The organism is Algoriphagus ratkowskyi, from assembly GCF_002150505.1.
In the GTDB taxonomy this organism is placed as follows: domain Bacteria; phylum Bacteroidota; class Bacteroidia; order Cytophagales; family Cyclobacteriaceae; genus Algoriphagus; species Algoriphagus ratkowskyi.
In genome coordinates, this window is record NZ_MSSV01000003.1 from 302,786 (window position 1) to 318,861 (window position 16,076).

The 16,076-nt window shown below is 40.0% G+C and carries 14 protein-coding genes; 3 read left to right on the forward strand and 11 right to left on the reverse strand.

Features of this window, described 5'->3' with window-relative positions; all coding sequences use genetic code 11:
* Positions 1-51: 51 nt before the first annotated feature.
* The 6 genes from BVH02_RS04925 to tpiA form a co-directional block, all read right to left on the reverse strand.
* Complete coding sequence (locus tag BVH02_RS04925) at positions 52-1,584, reverse strand: GH3 auxin-responsive promoter family protein (protein ID WP_086499670.1); 1,533 nt, start codon at positions 1,582-1,584, stop codon at positions 52-54.
* Positions 1,584-2,321 (reverse strand): LPS export ABC transporter ATP-binding protein, encoded by a 738-nt coding sequence (gene lptB, locus BVH02_RS04930; RefSeq protein ID WP_086499672.1) that lies wholly within the window; start codon positions 2,319-2,321, stop codon positions 1,584-1,586. The genes BVH02_RS04925 and lptB overlap by 1 nt, the downstream gene beginning before the upstream one ends.
* Position 2,322: 1 nt before the next feature.
* The gene (gene recJ / locus BVH02_RS04935) at positions 2,323-4,047 is read right to left on the reverse strand and encodes a single-stranded-DNA-specific exonuclease RecJ (RefSeq protein ID WP_086499676.1); all 1,725 of its coding nucleotides are present in this window, start codon (positions 4,045-4,047) and stop codon (positions 2,323-2,325) included.
* Positions 4,048-4,150: 103 nt separating this feature from the next.
* Positions 4,151-4,339: a hypothetical protein gene (locus BVH02_RS04940; protein ID WP_086499678.1), complete on the reverse strand. Its 189-nt coding sequence runs from the start codon at positions 4,337-4,339 to the stop codon at positions 4,151-4,153.
* Positions 4,340-4,518: 179 nt separating this feature from the next.
* A complete protein-coding gene (gene prmA, locus BVH02_RS04945) occupies positions 4,519-5,346 on the reverse strand; it encodes a 50S ribosomal protein L11 methyltransferase (RefSeq protein ID WP_086499680.1) in 828 nt (275 codons plus the stop codon).
* A 6-nt stretch (positions 5,347-5,352) separates the two neighbouring features.
* Positions 5,353-6,114 (reverse strand): triose-phosphate isomerase, encoded by a 762-nt coding sequence (tpiA, locus tag BVH02_RS04950; RefSeq protein ID WP_086499682.1) that lies wholly within the window; start codon positions 6,112-6,114, stop codon positions 5,353-5,355.
* A gap of 72 nt (positions 6,115-6,186) precedes the next feature.
* Here tpiA and BVH02_RS04955 point away from each other — a divergent pair, with 72 nt between their 5' ends.
* Entirely contained in the window at positions 6,187-6,702 is a 516-nt protein-coding gene (locus BVH02_RS04955) for a regulatory protein RecX (RefSeq protein WP_086499683.1), read from the forward strand.
* 266 nt (positions 6,703-6,968) lie between these two features.
* Positions 6,969-7,781 (forward strand): hypothetical protein, encoded by an 813-nt coding sequence (locus BVH02_RS04960; protein ID WP_086499684.1) that lies wholly within the window; start codon positions 6,969-6,971, stop codon positions 7,779-7,781.
* A 289-nt stretch (positions 7,782-8,070) separates the two neighbouring features.
* Here BVH02_RS04960 and BVH02_RS04965 read toward each other — a convergent pair whose 3' ends face one another.
* The 3 genes from BVH02_RS04965 to BVH02_RS04975 form a co-directional block, all read right to left on the reverse strand.
* Positions 8,071-8,589, reverse strand: coding sequence for an FKBP-type peptidyl-prolyl cis-trans isomerase (locus BVH02_RS04965; protein ID WP_086499686.1), 519 nt, complete (start codon positions 8,587-8,589; stop codon positions 8,071-8,073).
* Positions 8,590-8,609: 20 nt separating this feature from the next.
* Entirely contained in the window at positions 8,610-10,241 is a 1,632-nt protein-coding gene (locus BVH02_RS04970) for a capsule assembly Wzi family protein (protein WP_317045414.1), read from the reverse strand.
* A 77-nt stretch (positions 10,242-10,318) separates the two neighbouring features.
* The gene (locus BVH02_RS04975) at positions 10,319-10,984 is read right to left on the reverse strand and encodes a hypothetical protein (protein WP_086499690.1); all 666 of its coding nucleotides are present in this window, start codon (positions 10,982-10,984) and stop codon (positions 10,319-10,321) included.
* A 138-nt stretch (positions 10,985-11,122) separates the two neighbouring features.
* Between BVH02_RS04975 and wecB the strand changes: the two genes are divergently transcribed.
* On the forward strand, positions 11,123-12,223 hold the full coding sequence (gene wecB, locus BVH02_RS04980) for a non-hydrolyzing UDP-N-acetylglucosamine 2-epimerase (protein WP_086499692.1): 1,101 nt from the start codon (positions 11,123-11,125) through the stop codon (positions 12,221-12,223).
* A 78-nt stretch (positions 12,224-12,301) separates the two neighbouring features.
* Here wecB and BVH02_RS04985 read toward each other — a convergent pair whose 3' ends face one another.
* Positions 12,302-12,862, reverse strand: coding sequence for a hypothetical protein (locus BVH02_RS04985; protein ID WP_086499923.1), 561 nt, complete (start codon positions 12,860-12,862; stop codon positions 12,302-12,304).
* A 303-nt stretch (positions 12,863-13,165) separates the two neighbouring features.
* Positions 13,166-16,069 carry a TonB-dependent receptor gene (locus BVH02_RS04990; RefSeq protein WP_086499694.1) on the reverse strand — a complete coding sequence of 968 codons (2,904 nt, stop codon included), beginning with the start codon at positions 16,067-16,069 and terminating at the stop codon, positions 13,166-13,168.
* Between the last annotated feature and the right edge of the window lie 7 nt (positions 16,070-16,076).

Sequence of the window (16,076 nt, forward strand, 5' to 3'; positions counted from 1 at the left end):
CGACGATGAATCGTCGGGCTTCTGTGTTACTAGTGTTTTCGTTTCCTAAATTTAGGCTTCCGCATTTTGGATAATCCCCAAAATCTCTTCCACATATTCTCTAGAATTGGATAGCCTTGGCACTTTGTGCTGGCCACCTAATTTGCCTCTTTTTCTCATCCAACTTTCAAAAACTCCACTTGGCACATGATGGATAATCGGTTCTATTAATGCCAATCCCTTATGACGCTTCGCATCATAATCTGAATTTATTTCACGTAAATGCTCGTCTAGAAGCTTATTAAATTCTTTGGGATCATAGGGGCTTTTTTGAAATTCTATGATCCACTCATGCGCCCCTTTCGATCCAGATCCTCCAAAATAAACAGGAGCTGCAGTAAAATTAGCTATAGTCGCATGAGTACGCTCCGCAGCATATTGAACAGCTTTTTCTGCATTTTCCACGATCACTTCTTCACCAAAGGCATTAATAAAGTGCTTAGTCCTCCCAGATATTTTAAATCGATAAGGTGCAGTAGAAGTGAATTTCACCGTATCACCAATTTTGTATCTCCATAGCCCTCCATTAGTAGTGATCACCAATGCATAATTTTTATCTATTTCCACTTGAGACAAAGGAATCACTGCTGGATTTTCATTATCCCATTCTTCCATAGAAATAAACTCATAGAAGATCCCATAGTCCAGCAAAAGCAGTAACTCATCTGAATTCTTTTGATCCTGAATGCCAAAAAACCCTTCTGAAGCATTATATGTCTCCATGTAACGCATTTTCTCTGAAGGAATAAGTTCCTGGAAAAGACTTCTATAGGGTCCAAAAGCAACCGCTCCATGGAAGAAAATCTCCAGATTAGGCCAAACTTCCGTAATGTTCTTAGCTTTTTTTAATTCCAATACTTTTTGCAAAAGGACAATAGTCCAGGTAGGAACTCCTGCCATGCAGGTGACATCCTCGTCCATGGTCTCACGAGCCATCTTCTCTATCTTAGCTTCCCACTCTCCCATCAGCGCAGTTTCCTTGGAAGGAGTTCTGACTAAGGAAGCCCAAAAAGGTAAATTCTCCATGATGACTGCAGAAATATCTCCCGCTCTGGCATGCCCCAATGGATTTAGCGGATTATTTTCTAGTGTCCCCCCTATGGTTAGGGTTTTTCCTGCAAACATTCTGGAATCAGGATAATTAGCCATGTATAGCGCAACCATATCCTTGCCTCCCTTGTAGTGGCATTCTTCCAAGCTTTCATGCGTTACGGGAATATATTTACTACGGCTAGCGGTCGTTCCAGAGGATTTAGCAAACCACTCTATTTCCGTATTCCAGATAACATTATCATTTCCTTCCATCGCTTGGTCAATGAAAGGTTTGAATGTGTCATAGTTTCTTATGGGAACTCTGCTTGTGTAATCGGCATAGTTGTTAATTTCTGAGAACCGATGTTCTTTGCCGAAATTTGTTTCCTTTCCCGCCTCAATTAATTCCTTAAAAATAGTCTCTTGAACAGCTATCGGGTTTTGCTTGAAATTATCAATCTGACCCACACGGTTCTTGAAGATCCAGGTCATAAAGGAGTTCAGAACTGCCATTAATTAAAAACTTTTCGTTTCAATTCAAAATTAGCACCTAAATAGACTTTTCTCACTTGCTCATCAGCTGCAAGCTCTTCAGCAGTTCCTGCTTTTAATAGTTTACCTTCAAACATCAAATAGGCTCGATCGGTAATCGAAAGCGTTTCGTTCACATTGTGATCAGTTATTAAAATGCCAATATTTTTGGTTTTTAGCTTGGCTACTATACCTTGAATTTCCTCCACAGCAATTGGATCAACTCCTGCAAAAGGCTCATCTAGTAGTACAAATTTAGGATCTACGGCTAAGGCTCTAGCTATCTCAGTTCTTCTTCTTTCTCCTCCAGAAAGCACCATTCCAAGATTTTTTCGGACATGCGTCAAACTGAATTCTTCCAGCAAGCTCTCCACTTTTTCCTTACGCTCTTGCTTAGGCATTTTCGTCATTTCCAGCACAGCCATAATGTTTTCCTCTACCGAAAGCTTCCTGAAAACAGAAGCTTCTTGAGCCAAATATCCAATGCCAGCCTGTGCTCTTTTATACATCGGGCGACTGGTGATATCTTCTTTCTCTAAAAAAATCTTGCCTTCATTAGGCTGAATCAACCCTACGATCATATAAAATGACGTAGTTTTTCCAGCTCCGTTTGGGCCCAGAAGACCTACGATCTCACCTTGGCTCACCTCCACTGAGATGTCATTCACCACTCGGCGACCCTTATAAATTTTTACTAAATGCTCAGCTCGAAGAATCATATCAGTCAAATTTTATGTCTTTCACGTAAAGTTGCAAACTGCTTTTATCACGAAACACATTTTCTCTCATTTCAGCGACTATATCAAATCGCATTTTTCCACGAAGCATATTTACGGTTGTCAAATCAGGATCTTTTGCCCGATCTGCCATCCCAAATCCCAGGCAAACAGGCGTGGTAACCTGACCGTCTTGGACGATTTTAAACCTAAGATGTTTGTCCTTCAGCACAGTCACATCTTCGGCATATACATTCGCAATTCGAAATACCGGCTCGGTGTTTCCAGGGCCAAAAGGTGCCATCTGCTTCAAGATATTATAAAACTTGTAATTAATCTGATCTAACAGTAATTCATCATCAACTTCTATCACGGGCTTACGATGAATTTCCTGAATTCTGCCTTTCACCACTGCCTCAAATTTCTCCTGAAAAGCTGGGACATTCTCAACAGGAAGTGTCAATCCAGCTGCGTACATGTGCCCACCGAACTGATCAAGTAGATCTGCACATTCTTCTATGGCTTGGTAGATATTAAAGTCCACCACAGATCTTGCACTTCCAGTAGCTTTTCCGTTGGACTCTGTCAGAATGATGGTAGGCCTATAATATTTTTCTATACAGCGACTTGCCACAATTCCAATTACTCCTTTATGCCAATCGTTTTTGAAAAGCACCGTAGAATTCCATTCTGCCATTTCTTCACGAGAAGCTATCATCTCGAATGCTTCTTTAGTGATGTTTTCATCGAAATTCCTACGCGTGGCATTCACTTCATCTACAACTTTAGCCCGCTCCATAGCACCTTCCAAATCTGAAGATATCAATAATTCCACTGAGGCTTTAGCATGCTCCAATCGCCCAGAAGCATTGATTCTCGGTCCAATTTTGAAAACCACATCAGATATTCCGATATCCTTTTCCAAATTGCTGCTCAGCATCAACGCTTTCAATCCTGGTCGTGGAGTATTATTCAGTCGATCAAGCCCGTAATATGCGAGAATTCTGTTCTCACCAGTGATCGGCACAATATCCGCAGCGATACTTACTGCCACTAGATCCAAGTACGCATCCAACTGTGAACTGTCTATTTCACGTTTTATCGCGATAGCCTGTATCAACTTAAAGCCAACTCCAGCCCCACTCAATTCCTTGTAGGGATAGTTGCAATCTTTACGCTTAGCGTCCAAAACTGCTATAGCATCTGGCAGTTCCTCGCCAGGTGTATGATGGTCGCAAATAATAAAATCAACTCCTAGCTCCTTTGCCAAAGCCACTTTCTCTATGGCTTTAATCCCACAATCGAGGGCTATAATTAGTTTAATTCCATTTTCAGCAGCGAAACGAACTCCTTTTTCAGAGATACCATAGCCTTCTTTGTAACGATCAGGAATATAAAAAACAACGGGTGAATAGAAGGTTTTTAGAAAACCATACATCAGAGAAACTGCAGTAGTGCCATCTACATCATAGTCTCCATAGACCATGATCTTCTCATCAGCGGCAATTGCAACTTGAATTCTCTCCACAGCTTCCGTCATATCCTTCATCAGAAAAGGATCATGAAGTGAAGTCAGAGAGGGACGGAAGTAACTCTTTGCTTGCTCAAAACTCTCCACCCCCCGATTAATCAGCATATTCGCCAATGTCAGATTGACATTGATTTCTTTGCTCAGCTGATCTATTGCCGGTTGTGAGGTTTTAGGCTTTTGTTTCCAGAGGTACTCCATGAAGCTAATTTAGTAAACTAAGATTCTTGTGATATGAATAATTAAAAGTACTGGTTCTATTATCGGCTTTATAAGCCTAAAAGTTTAAGTAAAGGCAAAAATATTAGCTTTTTAGCTCTTTATACTTTCCCCAAAAATAGAATGGGAATATGAGTGACTTAAGTTTCCAATCATTTTTCTCATGCAACGTAAGTTTAGAATCCGCATGTACAGCACGATACATTTTCCCTGCAAAAAGACAATGTCCGATAAGTAGAACAAAAACTACAGCATAAATAATTAGTTCGGTCATTTAGGATTAAGAGTTATTTAAGTAAAAGTTGTCAGTTTCTGATGGCATGTCCTAAACTACCTCTAATTACGATTATTGATTTACGATTTACAGCCAGCATATTGAAGTTGAATATCATATCTTCCAGCACCTGAATAAGGTTGTATTTCTCTTGTCTAGGTCTAAGGTCTAAAATCTCTTCAAACCTTCTTCAATATCAATGCTGCCCAATTATCCTTGCTTTGCTGAGAAATCAGCTCCATACCTAGCGGTTTTGCATGCTCGGTGAGGTCATTTATATCATCTGTATAAAATCCACTAAGCAATAAATAACCATGATTTTTGACCAACTCAGCATAGATAGCCATCTCGTCCAGAAGGATATTTTTATTGATGTTAGCTAAAACGATATCGAATTGACCTTGAGGTTGCACTTCGCGGATCGTACCAAGTCCCATTCTAGTGGTCAAGCCATTCAGATCAAAATTCTCATTGCCATTCTCTACGCACCAATCGTCGATATCAAAAGCCTCGACATCGGATGCCCCAAGCAGATGCGCCATTACAGCTAGAATTCCTGTACCTGAACCTACATCAAGCACTCGTTTACCTTGATGATCGATCTGTCCTTGATGCCTAAGCATCTGAAAAGTCGTTGCATGATGTCCAGTTCCAAAAGACATTTTAGGATTGATGACAATTTCATGCTTAAAACCGGGTTTGCTTGGATGAAAAGAAGCTTTGACATATACGAGGTCATCGACTTCTATGGGGTCATAGTTCTTTTCCCACTCTTCATTCCAGTTAACTTTAGGCATTACGCCTTCCTCTATAGTGATCTCAGCAGCTTCTTTATACTGGGCTATCACCGAATCAAAAGCCTTGCGATCAAAATCTGACTCTAGCGTATAAGCATCGATTCCTTCCTCAGTTTCGAGGAAGGAATCAAAGCCTATCATAGATAATTCAGCAATAAGGATTTCCTGGAATTGCTCCAGGCATTTGATTTTAAACTCCAGGTAATCCATTTTATATTAAAATGATTTAATAATATCAACGAAATCACGAGACTTCAAGGAGGCTCCGCCTATCAATCCGCCGTCCACGTCAGGCTTACCAAAAAGCTCCTGTGCATTCTTTGGATTGCAGCTGCCACCGTAAAGGATAGACGTGTTTTCAGCGATGTCTTTGCCATATTTGGACGCTATGTGTCTTCTCAAAGCCGCATGCATGTCCTGAGCTTCCTCAGAGCTTGCAGTCTTGCCAGTACCGATCGCCCAGATTGGCTCATAAGCAATAACGATTTTAGAAAAATCCTCAGGACTCAAGTCAAAAAGACCTTCTGTCAATTGAAATTTTACATTTGGCTCATGCGTTCCTGAAGTTCTGATCTCAAGAGATTCACCACAGCAAAAGATTGGAATTAATCCTTCCGCAAGCGCCAATTTCACCTTAGCAGCAAGCATTTCGTTGCTCTCTTTGAAATATTCACGACGCTCACTGTGACCGATGATCACATACTGCACACCGAAAGAAGCAAGAATCTTTGTAGAAACTTCCCCTGTATATGCACCAGATTCTTTGTCAGAGCAGTTTTGAGCTCCAATAAATACCCCTTTTGCTTCTCCTATCAATTTCTTAACAGGATAGATATGTGGGAAAGGAGGATTAAGCACTGCGATAGCATCGCCAGAATGCTCGTCCTTCATCATATTCAATATTTCGGAAGTTAGGGTCTGACCTTCATCGAAGGTCATGTTCATTTTCCAGTTGCCGGCTACGATTTTCTTACGCATAATGAGTTTTGAAAATTTAATAAGGTTTGATAAAAAAGGGATTCACTCTAATTTGGTTTAAAATTACGGAAAATGTCCAGTTGGGGAAAATATAAGGCAAATGAGTCGGGAAAAAACTCCTGGTCGCAGGAAGAAGCTTTTGAGAAGCTCACAACTTTCTGTGCTTATCAGGAACGCTGTCCTTGGGAAATCCGGCGTAAACTTTACGAAAAGGGGATCATCGATGAAAAGGCTGAGCAGTTGATCACTGAATTGATCGCTGAAGAATTTGTAAATGAGGAGCGATATGCACGGGCTTTTGCTAGAGGCAAGTTTAGATTGAAAAAATGGGGAAGAAACCGAATCAGAATGGAGCTCAAAATGAAGGAGTTTTCTGAAGAACTAATTAGAAAAGGACTTTCCGAGATCGATCCAGAAGAATATTACGACACCCTTTTGACTCAAACTGAGAAAAAGTGGGAAAGCACCCACGAGTCAGATTCTTTTAAGAAAAAGTACAAAGTGACCCAATACCTGATGACACGAGGCTTTGAAATGGATTTGGTGAAAGAGGCTATTGAGAGTCTAATTAGTGATCAGTCTCAATAAACAGTCTCAGAAGGTTCACTTATACTTAAAGCGCAAATCCAAACATTTCTATTCGTATATAAAGTTTAGCAGTCTGAAGATTGCAAAAAGTCAGGCATAAGTCTGGAGACTGGCTCGATTAAGGTCAATTCTCCTGAACTGCGACAGAAAATATTCACCTTCGTATCGCCAATGTTAAGTTTTGGATTGAAACTTTTCTAATGTTACCAAATTGTTAACTTTACGTAACCCACTTCGTAAGTTTAGTAACATTAGCTTCATCCAAGTTGAAAAAAGCACTTCTCACATATTTCCTGATTTTTGGTTTTGGCTTGCTAGCCATAGCTCAGGATGTTTTTGGAGATTTGCGGTTTGACAGCTACTCGGAAAAGGAGCTTTGGGAGACCGGTCAAGAAAATCCATATCTGCTTTTTAGAGCTGTTCAAGCAGAGAAGTCTATATCTGATCAGATATGGAATGATTTAGTTGCGGAATTGGATCAGAAATTCGACAAAAAAGGAACACACCTCAATGTGCTTCGTCAGGTCTTCCAGAAATCACATCAGCAGTTATTCAAAACTTACCAACAACATTCCACATTCAATGAAATGCTTCAGGAAGGTAAGTTTGATTGTGTAAGTGCTTCAGGTGCTCTAGCCTTGCTTTTGGATCGGTATGAGTTTGATTATAAAGTAGTGGAAACAGATTACCATGTGTTCATCGTGGTAAATTTTGAAGGAAATGAAATAATTTTGGAAAGCACACTACCAATTGGTGGTATGATCACCACTCCGTCAGAGGTAGCATCTTATTTGGAAGGATATAAAGCTGATGATTCTATCCAGCTCAAATCTCTAAACCGACGATTGGGTGCGCCAAAAGCTGATCTGTCAGACAATTCCATTTTTAGACAAGTAAACCTTAGGCAATTGGCAGGCTTGCAATACTACAATGATGCAATCTCTCATTTCAATGAGCAAAACTTCGGTATAGCTGCTAGTCAATTGACTAAAGCACTGAAACTTTACGACTCTGATCGGATCGAAGGTCTTAAAGCATTGGCAGAAGAGCAAGGCAACTTGTTAGCGAATTCCAAGTAAAGAAAATGGACACCTAGTTGGCAGCCTAAATCCGATGGAACAATCACCCCTAATGTCCAAACTGCCTGTTTAAAAATAGAAGTACTCCACTTTCTGCTAATTCCCTCATTTCAAATTCGCTTTAACCATACAGGCTTTTGTCATGCGATAAAGTATTCAATTGACGAGGCTTTTTAAATAAAAACTTCCTAGTTCATAGGTAGATTGATTTGTCATTTTAATTCTAGGTAATCATACCATCTAGGTCTATACGACAAATGCCCTATTCTACTATAGGGCATTGAGGTTTTTAATGGTGATGATGATGTCCATCTGGGCCATGTGCATGTCCATGTTCAATTTCGACAGGCAGTGCATCTCGCACAGCAATAATTTTGCCTTTGAAGGATAAATCATATCCAGCCAGTGGGGGATTGAAGTCCATATGAACTCCTTTGTAGTCTATCTTAGTGATCTCCCCACGAATCTGACCTCTTTTATTATCCTGCATAGGAATTACATTTCCGATCCGAAGCATGTCTTTATTGACCTTGCCTTTTTCCTTGAAATTGGACTTGGGTATTACAGTCTTCCTTTCCTCCATATAATCTCCGTAAGCCTCATCGAAACTTAGATCAGCTGAAAAAGCATCTCCCGCCGATTTGCCGAGTAGCGCATCCTCAAACTTTGGGAAAACTTCGCCTGCATTAAACAAAAAGTAAAAAGGCTTATCCTCAGGCACAGTTTCGTGAGGAACCATTCCTGTCTCGCCGTCATCCACTTTGAGATCATAGCATACTGCTACCACTTTATTCTTTTCTACTTTCATATTTGTATTGAATCAAATTCCTACTGAAAAATATACGATAAACCGACCTGGGCCACAAAGTTCTTGCGGTCATAGCCTGGCACAAAGTATTCGTCTGGACTGTTCTCTAGATACCATTTGTAATTCAGCGTATTGACATATTGCAAGCGTGCGTTAACTAATATATTCCCAAACTTCCAATCACCTATAAGTGAAGGGACGAGATCCACATATTTGTTTCTCCAGTCCTTTGAGGCTTCATATCTATAGTAGTAGTAATCGTTATTATAAACAATTCGCTCCATTTGGAAGCCTATTCTATTCATATCCTTAACCCACGCAAATTCAAGGAAAATCACGTTACTCGCTGGGCCATTTCCAGCTCCTAGCACTTGACCATTTTGAGTATAACCATCTACTACATGTTCATGAATGTACCATGTGTTAAGCGCTCTGATATCATCTCTAATCGTTTGGCCTGTTTGGGTCATCTCAGAACTGATCTGCAGATATTGATCTGGCTTATTTAAGCTCATCAAGTGTGAAAAACCGAAAGTAAAAGCACGTCCTGACTCTGGAGTAATCATAAAGTCATTTAGCTTCCGATCGTTGTCTCGTGTTCCGTATTCTCCATAGAATTCAAAGCGGCCTTCTTGACTCATCCATCTGAAAAATCCAGAGCTAAATTGCTGGCGTTTTTCTTGAACTGGATCCACGATATTTTCAGCCTTTTTTCTACCATTAAAAACAGGGAGAATATCACCTATAGCAGAAATATCATGTCTGTATATCTGACTGGTAGAAGCATATCCAAGAAAAAGTCCCGGCACCCATTTAGGCTGATAGGTCAATATCAATCCGGATAAAAACCGCTTATTATCTTCTGGCTTTGGAATAAGCACATTATTTTCTTGAATTCTATAATCAGGCCATGGAGGTAAGTAGCCAGAAGATTTCAAGAAACCTCCTATCACTTGGCCTTCGAAAGAACCGATCATAGTCTTTACAGGCTTTCGTGTATTTGCAGTAAAGTGAATGAATCCTGGAGCATTATTACCGAGTAAAAGAGAGTTCCTTCTTCCTGGACCCCACCATAGATTTTCAGATGACACACCTACTGAATACTCTTTGAAATTATAGCGAAGACTTGATTGACCCAAATATAACTGTGTGTATGAACCTTCGCCAAATTGCTCTGGCATGTCTATACGATTCATGTAATCATAATAGTATAAAATACTTAGCTGATGCTCGAAAGGGAAACCCAAATAATCTTTGTTTTGCGCTATGAGCAATTCTGGTTGGAATTGAAGGCTAAAACTGCCATACTCCAGGTAAGCTCCGGGGCTAAGAATAGTCTGAAGGCCACGATTTGGGATGAAAGCACCATCATTTACACCAAACGCATAAGTGGAGTTGTATTGGAATTTGGCCACTGCTGGCATCATAAAAAACTTACCTTGATTCTCCTTACCAAAAACCGTATGGACTGTTGACTGATCCATATCCACTACTGAACTATCCAGATCAAATCCATATTTAATTCCAAAAGCCTCCACTGGATAAAGTGGTCTAATCATAAATGAGGAGGCAGAATCTACATTTCCGAGAAGTTGAGCCCTTCTTAGGTAATCGTCCAGTACTGGAGTGCCCACAGACACTGTTTGCGCCAATGAATAATCGTTTACTAAAAGTATTAGCAATGAGGCTCCAAAGCAGCAATTCAAAAATTTCCTTATTTTCATCATACTCATTTCAAGATAAGAGCTTCAACTGTTATACCTGCTAGAGACCATGATTCATCACATTTTGGGTCTGGAGCATTCTCAGCTACCAAATCTGTATCCATGTAGATTCTAGCAGTGGAATTTTTATGCTCAATTATTTTGGAAATACTATACTGTGTAGTATAATTCGGAGCTGTTCCAAAAAGACAAAGACCAGGCATATTTGTTTGAGTGGCCCCTGTTTTCGGTTTATTTGTTTTTGAAAACGTGTCAGGGTAAGACTGATAAAGGCAATAGGTAGATTCACAAGGGGTATTGGAGAAAGTAGTTCTAAAAACTTCTTCATTATCGACTCCAAAAAACCACTGATCAGGTCCACTCACTCCATCAGAAGTATTCCCATCCCACGAGTCATGAATTAGAATTTCAAGGGTTACTTTCAATAAATTATGAGCTGGTAAGCCAGTAAGATTAACTGCTAATTCCTCATTATGATAATAGCCGACAATGGTATCATTTTCAAATATGATAAACCTTCCATTTTCAAAGCCGGTAAGATCCGCATCAGAAAAATCATTAGTGTAAACCACTTGCTCTGACTCCAATGTATCGGCGCAGGAGAAAAATAAAACTACAGCCACGAGTAGCAAAAGAGTATGCACTCCCTTTGGCCAAATATTGCAATCCATCAAATTCAATTAATTAAGAAAATATAACGGTGCAAAGAAACAAAAAAGGAGCCAAACCAGACTTACCAAAAGAACGCTAATTTTAGCCTATACCTCCAAAAGGATTTGCTATTTTTGGGTTGAATAAAAAAATTAGCTATGGCAACTTTTACAATAGTCGCAGGTGCGCGGCCAAATTTCATGAAAATTGCACCTATCATACATCAATTGATCAAAAAGCAGCAAGAAGGGATTTCTGTAAAATTCCGACTGGTTCATACAGGGCAGCATTATGACAAAAAGATGTCTGGAGACTTTTTTGAACAACTAAACATCCCTGAGCCAGATGCAAATCTAGGTGGTGGAGGAGGTACTCAGGCTGAGCAAACTGCTTCAATTATGGTCGCTTTTGAAAAGGAACTGCTAGAAAACAGACCCGATTTGGTTTTGGTCGTAGGGGATGTGACCAGTACACTCTCCTGCTCAATCGCTGCAAAAAAACTTCAAATCGATGTGGCGCACGTGGAAGGTGGAATTCGCTCCGGTGACCTGACCATGCCTGAAGAAATTAACAGAATGGTGACAGATAGTATCACCGATCATTTTTTCACTACCTCAGAAATTGCTAACTCTAACCTGCGTAAAAGTGGTTTTGCTGAGGAAAAAATTCACTACGTGGGAAATACCATGATAGACACCCTTATGGCTCAGATGCCAAGGTTTCAAAAGCCAGCAGGGGAAATCTTTGAAAATCTGGAATCTGGGCAATACTTCGTCATGACCATGCACCGCCCAGCCAATGTAGATCAGGAGCATAAGCTCAAAGCGATGATTGATGCGATTTTGGAAGGAACGAAGGGACTTCCTATCATTTTTCCTGTGCATCCACGCACCGCCAAAAACCTGCAATCACTAGGAATAGATGCTCCAAATCTACACATGACCGATCCCTTGGGCTATTTGGAATTTAACTACTTAGTGAAAAATGCAAAAGGTGTAATTACTGATTCTGGAGGAATCACTGAGGAAGCTTCTGTGATGAACGTGCCCTGCGTTACCCTAAGGGATAATACTGAGCGTGCAGAAACCATCCACCTAGGGACAAATGAATTAGTAGGTACAGATCCAGTCAAGCTGAAGCCTTACTTGGAAAAAATCATGCAAGGCGACTGGAAACAATATCAAGGTATTCCGCTTTGGGACGGAAAAACCGCTGAGCGTATTGTAGATATTTTATTAGCTTCTTATCCTCACAATTAACTGAAAAAACACTGCGTTTGCCTAAATCAAAAATTAGACAAACGCAGTAATTCTCAATAAGTACCTTTTCTATAGAAATTAGTCAACCCAGCCCCAAGGCGCTTTAGGAGTTTCGATAGGATTGGTAAGATCAAATTCTACAGAGAAATAGGTATCAGAACCAACTCTTCTTAAATTATAAGTATAGGAAGTTTCGTCAACTGTGATCCACCAAACATTGCCAGCAGCATAGGGAATCAAATCTGAAGTTTCCTGATCAGCTGTGAAAATCTGCATATTGGCAAAGCCAGTACTTGAAGCCAAACCTCCGTATTGGGTTATTTTATCTTCCGAACCATCTTCATGTCTGTGATCGTGCTTTAGTTTAATTAATCCTTCTACTTTCGTTAAAACCCATGTCCGAGAACGATCTTCCCCAACAAAAAACGGAATTTTTATCTCCTGATCTGTAGCACTTCTGACATGCATGACCAATCTTCCCTCAAACCGAGAATCGCTCTCTGGACTTACCAATTTACCTTCATACGCCTTCCCCTGGTGCTTGACCAGAGTATTCCAAAATTTTTCAGCTTCAGTCTCTCCTTGACTATAAGATGAAAAAGAAATAAGTGTAAAAACTAATACTAGCAGTACTCTCATATATTCTATCATTTATTATTAACTAAAGAAAATCAAATTCATCTATAAATGAAGAACAACTTTAGTTCTAACTAATGAAATTGTGAACAAAGGTCGCAATTCAGTATGAAATTCATAAACCCCAGGCTCTTAAAGTTGAAGTGGGATCATCAGGCATATTAGTAAAATATAGTCTAGCTATTCACGCATAAAGATCATCTCTTTTTATGCCATATTTTTTTTATAAATGCCAGTAAAATTGAAACAAAAAAGGCTCCAAAATCTAATTTGGAGCCTTTTCTGGTAAATCATTTAATTTAATCCTTAAAAGGAAAATGCCACTCTAAATGTCATTTTCGTTCCTGGGGAGAGGCTGCTGAAGATCTGGTCTTGGGCTTCATATGATTCATATACATACTCTCTTTTTGAGTTTAAGATATTCTCCACTCCGAACCCGGCTTGGATTCGCTCATCTGCTCCGAAGGTTTTGTTGATATTCAGGTTCAAGCTATTGAATGGTACAGAATACGTATCCGTTCTATTTCCGAAACCTACATATTGTAGTGAAGAACCTTGCACATTGTAGAATACACCGGCTTCCCAGCCCTTAGCGTAGTTATTGTAGCTCAAACCTGTATTGATCAAGTAAGGAGCCTGACCAGCCATATCACGAGTATCTTTGATTTCCTGACCTTCTCTAGCAGTCAATGACCTAGATCTAAACTCAGATTCAGACATTTTGATCTGAGATTTGGTGATCGTTACATTCGTATTCCAGCTGAAGTTCTCAAAGCTAGGAGCAATAAACTTCAATGACTTTCTAAATTCAAACTCTAAGCCGGCTACAGTTCCATTACCCACGTTTCTAGGCTGGAAAGTACCTGGATCAGATAGGAATTGAACCATTTCAATAGGTTTTTCAAAGGTCTTATAGAAAGCACTTACAGAAAGCATTTGACCTCTTTCCTGGAAAGCTTCCCATCTCAAATCGAAGTTGTTCACATGCGTAGAAACCAAGTTTCCATCCCAAAGCACTTCTGTACCGCCATTAGTAGTCTCAGGATAAAGTCCACCGATGAAGGTTCTACCAGTAATTGGGTCAAGTATCTCTGCAAAAGAAAGCTCCTTAAAAGATGGCCTTGCTATAGTTCTGGATGCTGAAGCACGGAGGTTTTGATTGTCCTTGAGGTTGAAAATCAAGTTTACTGTAGGAAAGAAATCCATGTCATCCAGCACTTCTACCAAATCATAATCGATGGTTCCCGTTTGGTTCGTACCTGTATAATATTGGTTGTATTTTTCTACTCTCAATCCCACCACAGCTTTCAATTTCTCTGTAGGATTTGCTTCCAATGAAGCATAACCAGCAAAGTTTGTAGCGATTGAATTATAAGCATTCGCATTGATCGGAATGAAATCGGCATTGTATCTTACGCCATTTCTATTGTCTGCTGCAAAAAGATTTTTATCAAGCAAAATTTCATTTGGATCTCCTATGAAGGCCGTATATCCTGTAGCAAACTGGAAACTTTGAATGCTGAAATCACGCTGCTTAAACACGTAATTTCCACCAAACTTCAACTTGCTTTGTCTAGAGAAAAGAGTCAGATTCTTCGCAATATCACCCTTAGCTACTATGCTGTATTCTTCCAAGTCTCTCCAGATTCTAGCTGGCAATCCAACTTCTGTGGATACCGTGTTGGTAGGCTCTCTAAATCTTGTAAATCTTATATCTGGATCAGAAATAGTGGATCTTGTTGGAGCAAGTTTCCAGTTGATCTCCCAGTCATTTCCATTGATATAATGTGTTCCAGCGAGCAAAATGCTAGTCAATCCTCTTTGGCTATATTCCAAGTTATACTGTCTAGCTTCGAAATTTGCTCCTAAGTTGGTGTTGATAAAAGCAAAATCAGCAGCCTTAGATTCACCGTTCTGAAGGTGCATCAGGTTCAATTTGAATTTTGAATTATTAGTCTTCATAGCAATCCCAGCAAGTCCGCCAAGAAGCACATTGTTCACACCGTAGTCTCCACGCTGCCTTTCCAAGGGCTCTAATTCTGTTTGATCAGCTTCTCTAGGTTTAGCGTACAAGTTGTATTCAGCATTCTGATAGAACTCAGTCTCATTCTTGTAAGTCAAAGCGAAGTTGTAGCCCCAAGTTGCTTTTTCTCTAGCAATCTGATTTCCTAAAGAAAAGCTTAGCCCAACATCCATCAAGCTATTAGCTCTGTATCCTCCAAGTGTTTTGTTGAAACCACCTAAAATTTCTTGGTACTCTAAACCTTGAGGACCATTTGGGCTACCCACTGCATCACCATACTGAGGGATGTCAGTTCTTCCATCGGTAGGAATAGCTCTGGTTCCATCATCAAAACCTAAAAAGTCTGTTTTACCACCATCATATTTCAGGTAGTTTGAGTTGAAGTGCATCGATGGATTGATCCCTCCACTCAGGCTCAAACGCATTGATTTTTCTTCAGGAAAATCTTTAGTCTCAATGTCCACCACACCTCCGGTGAAATCAGCAGGAAGATCAGCAGTGAAAGATTTAGAAACGATAATGTTGTCGATCACATTGGTAGGAAATATATCCATCTGGATGGTATTTCTATCTGGATCCAGACCTGGAATATCTACACCATTCAAAACAGTTTTGGTGTATCTGTCACCAAGCCCTCTTACGTAGATGTATTTCCCACCTTCGATGGATACACCCGTCACACGTTTCACAGCTGATGCAGCATCACCATCACCGATCTGACGGAACGTGCTCGCTGAAATACCATCGATCAGGTTAGCTGCATTTCTTTTCACAGACAGCAAAGCGGACTCAGTAGTTCTGATCGCTGAAGCTGTTACAGTCACTGCTTCCAAATCTGAAGCTTCATCAGCCATCAAGAGATCGCTTATTACATTCACTTCTCCAGCTGTCACCACTACCTCAGTGAGATTAATAGAAGCATAAGAAATGTAAGAAACTTGTAGTGTGTAGGTTCCTGCAGAGACTTTGATTTCAAATTTACCATCGAAGTCAGTGACAGCGCCAGTGGAGGTCTCTTTCACTAAAACAGAGACACCATAAAGAGGTTCGCCAGTTCCTTCTTCGAAGATTGTACCGCGAATGGTACCATTTTGGGCAAAAACAAAACCTGCAAATACTTGTGAAAGTACCAGCAGAAATAAAATCAGAAATCCCTTCATTAGTGGATTAGTAGATTGATTTTTCATACAGCAA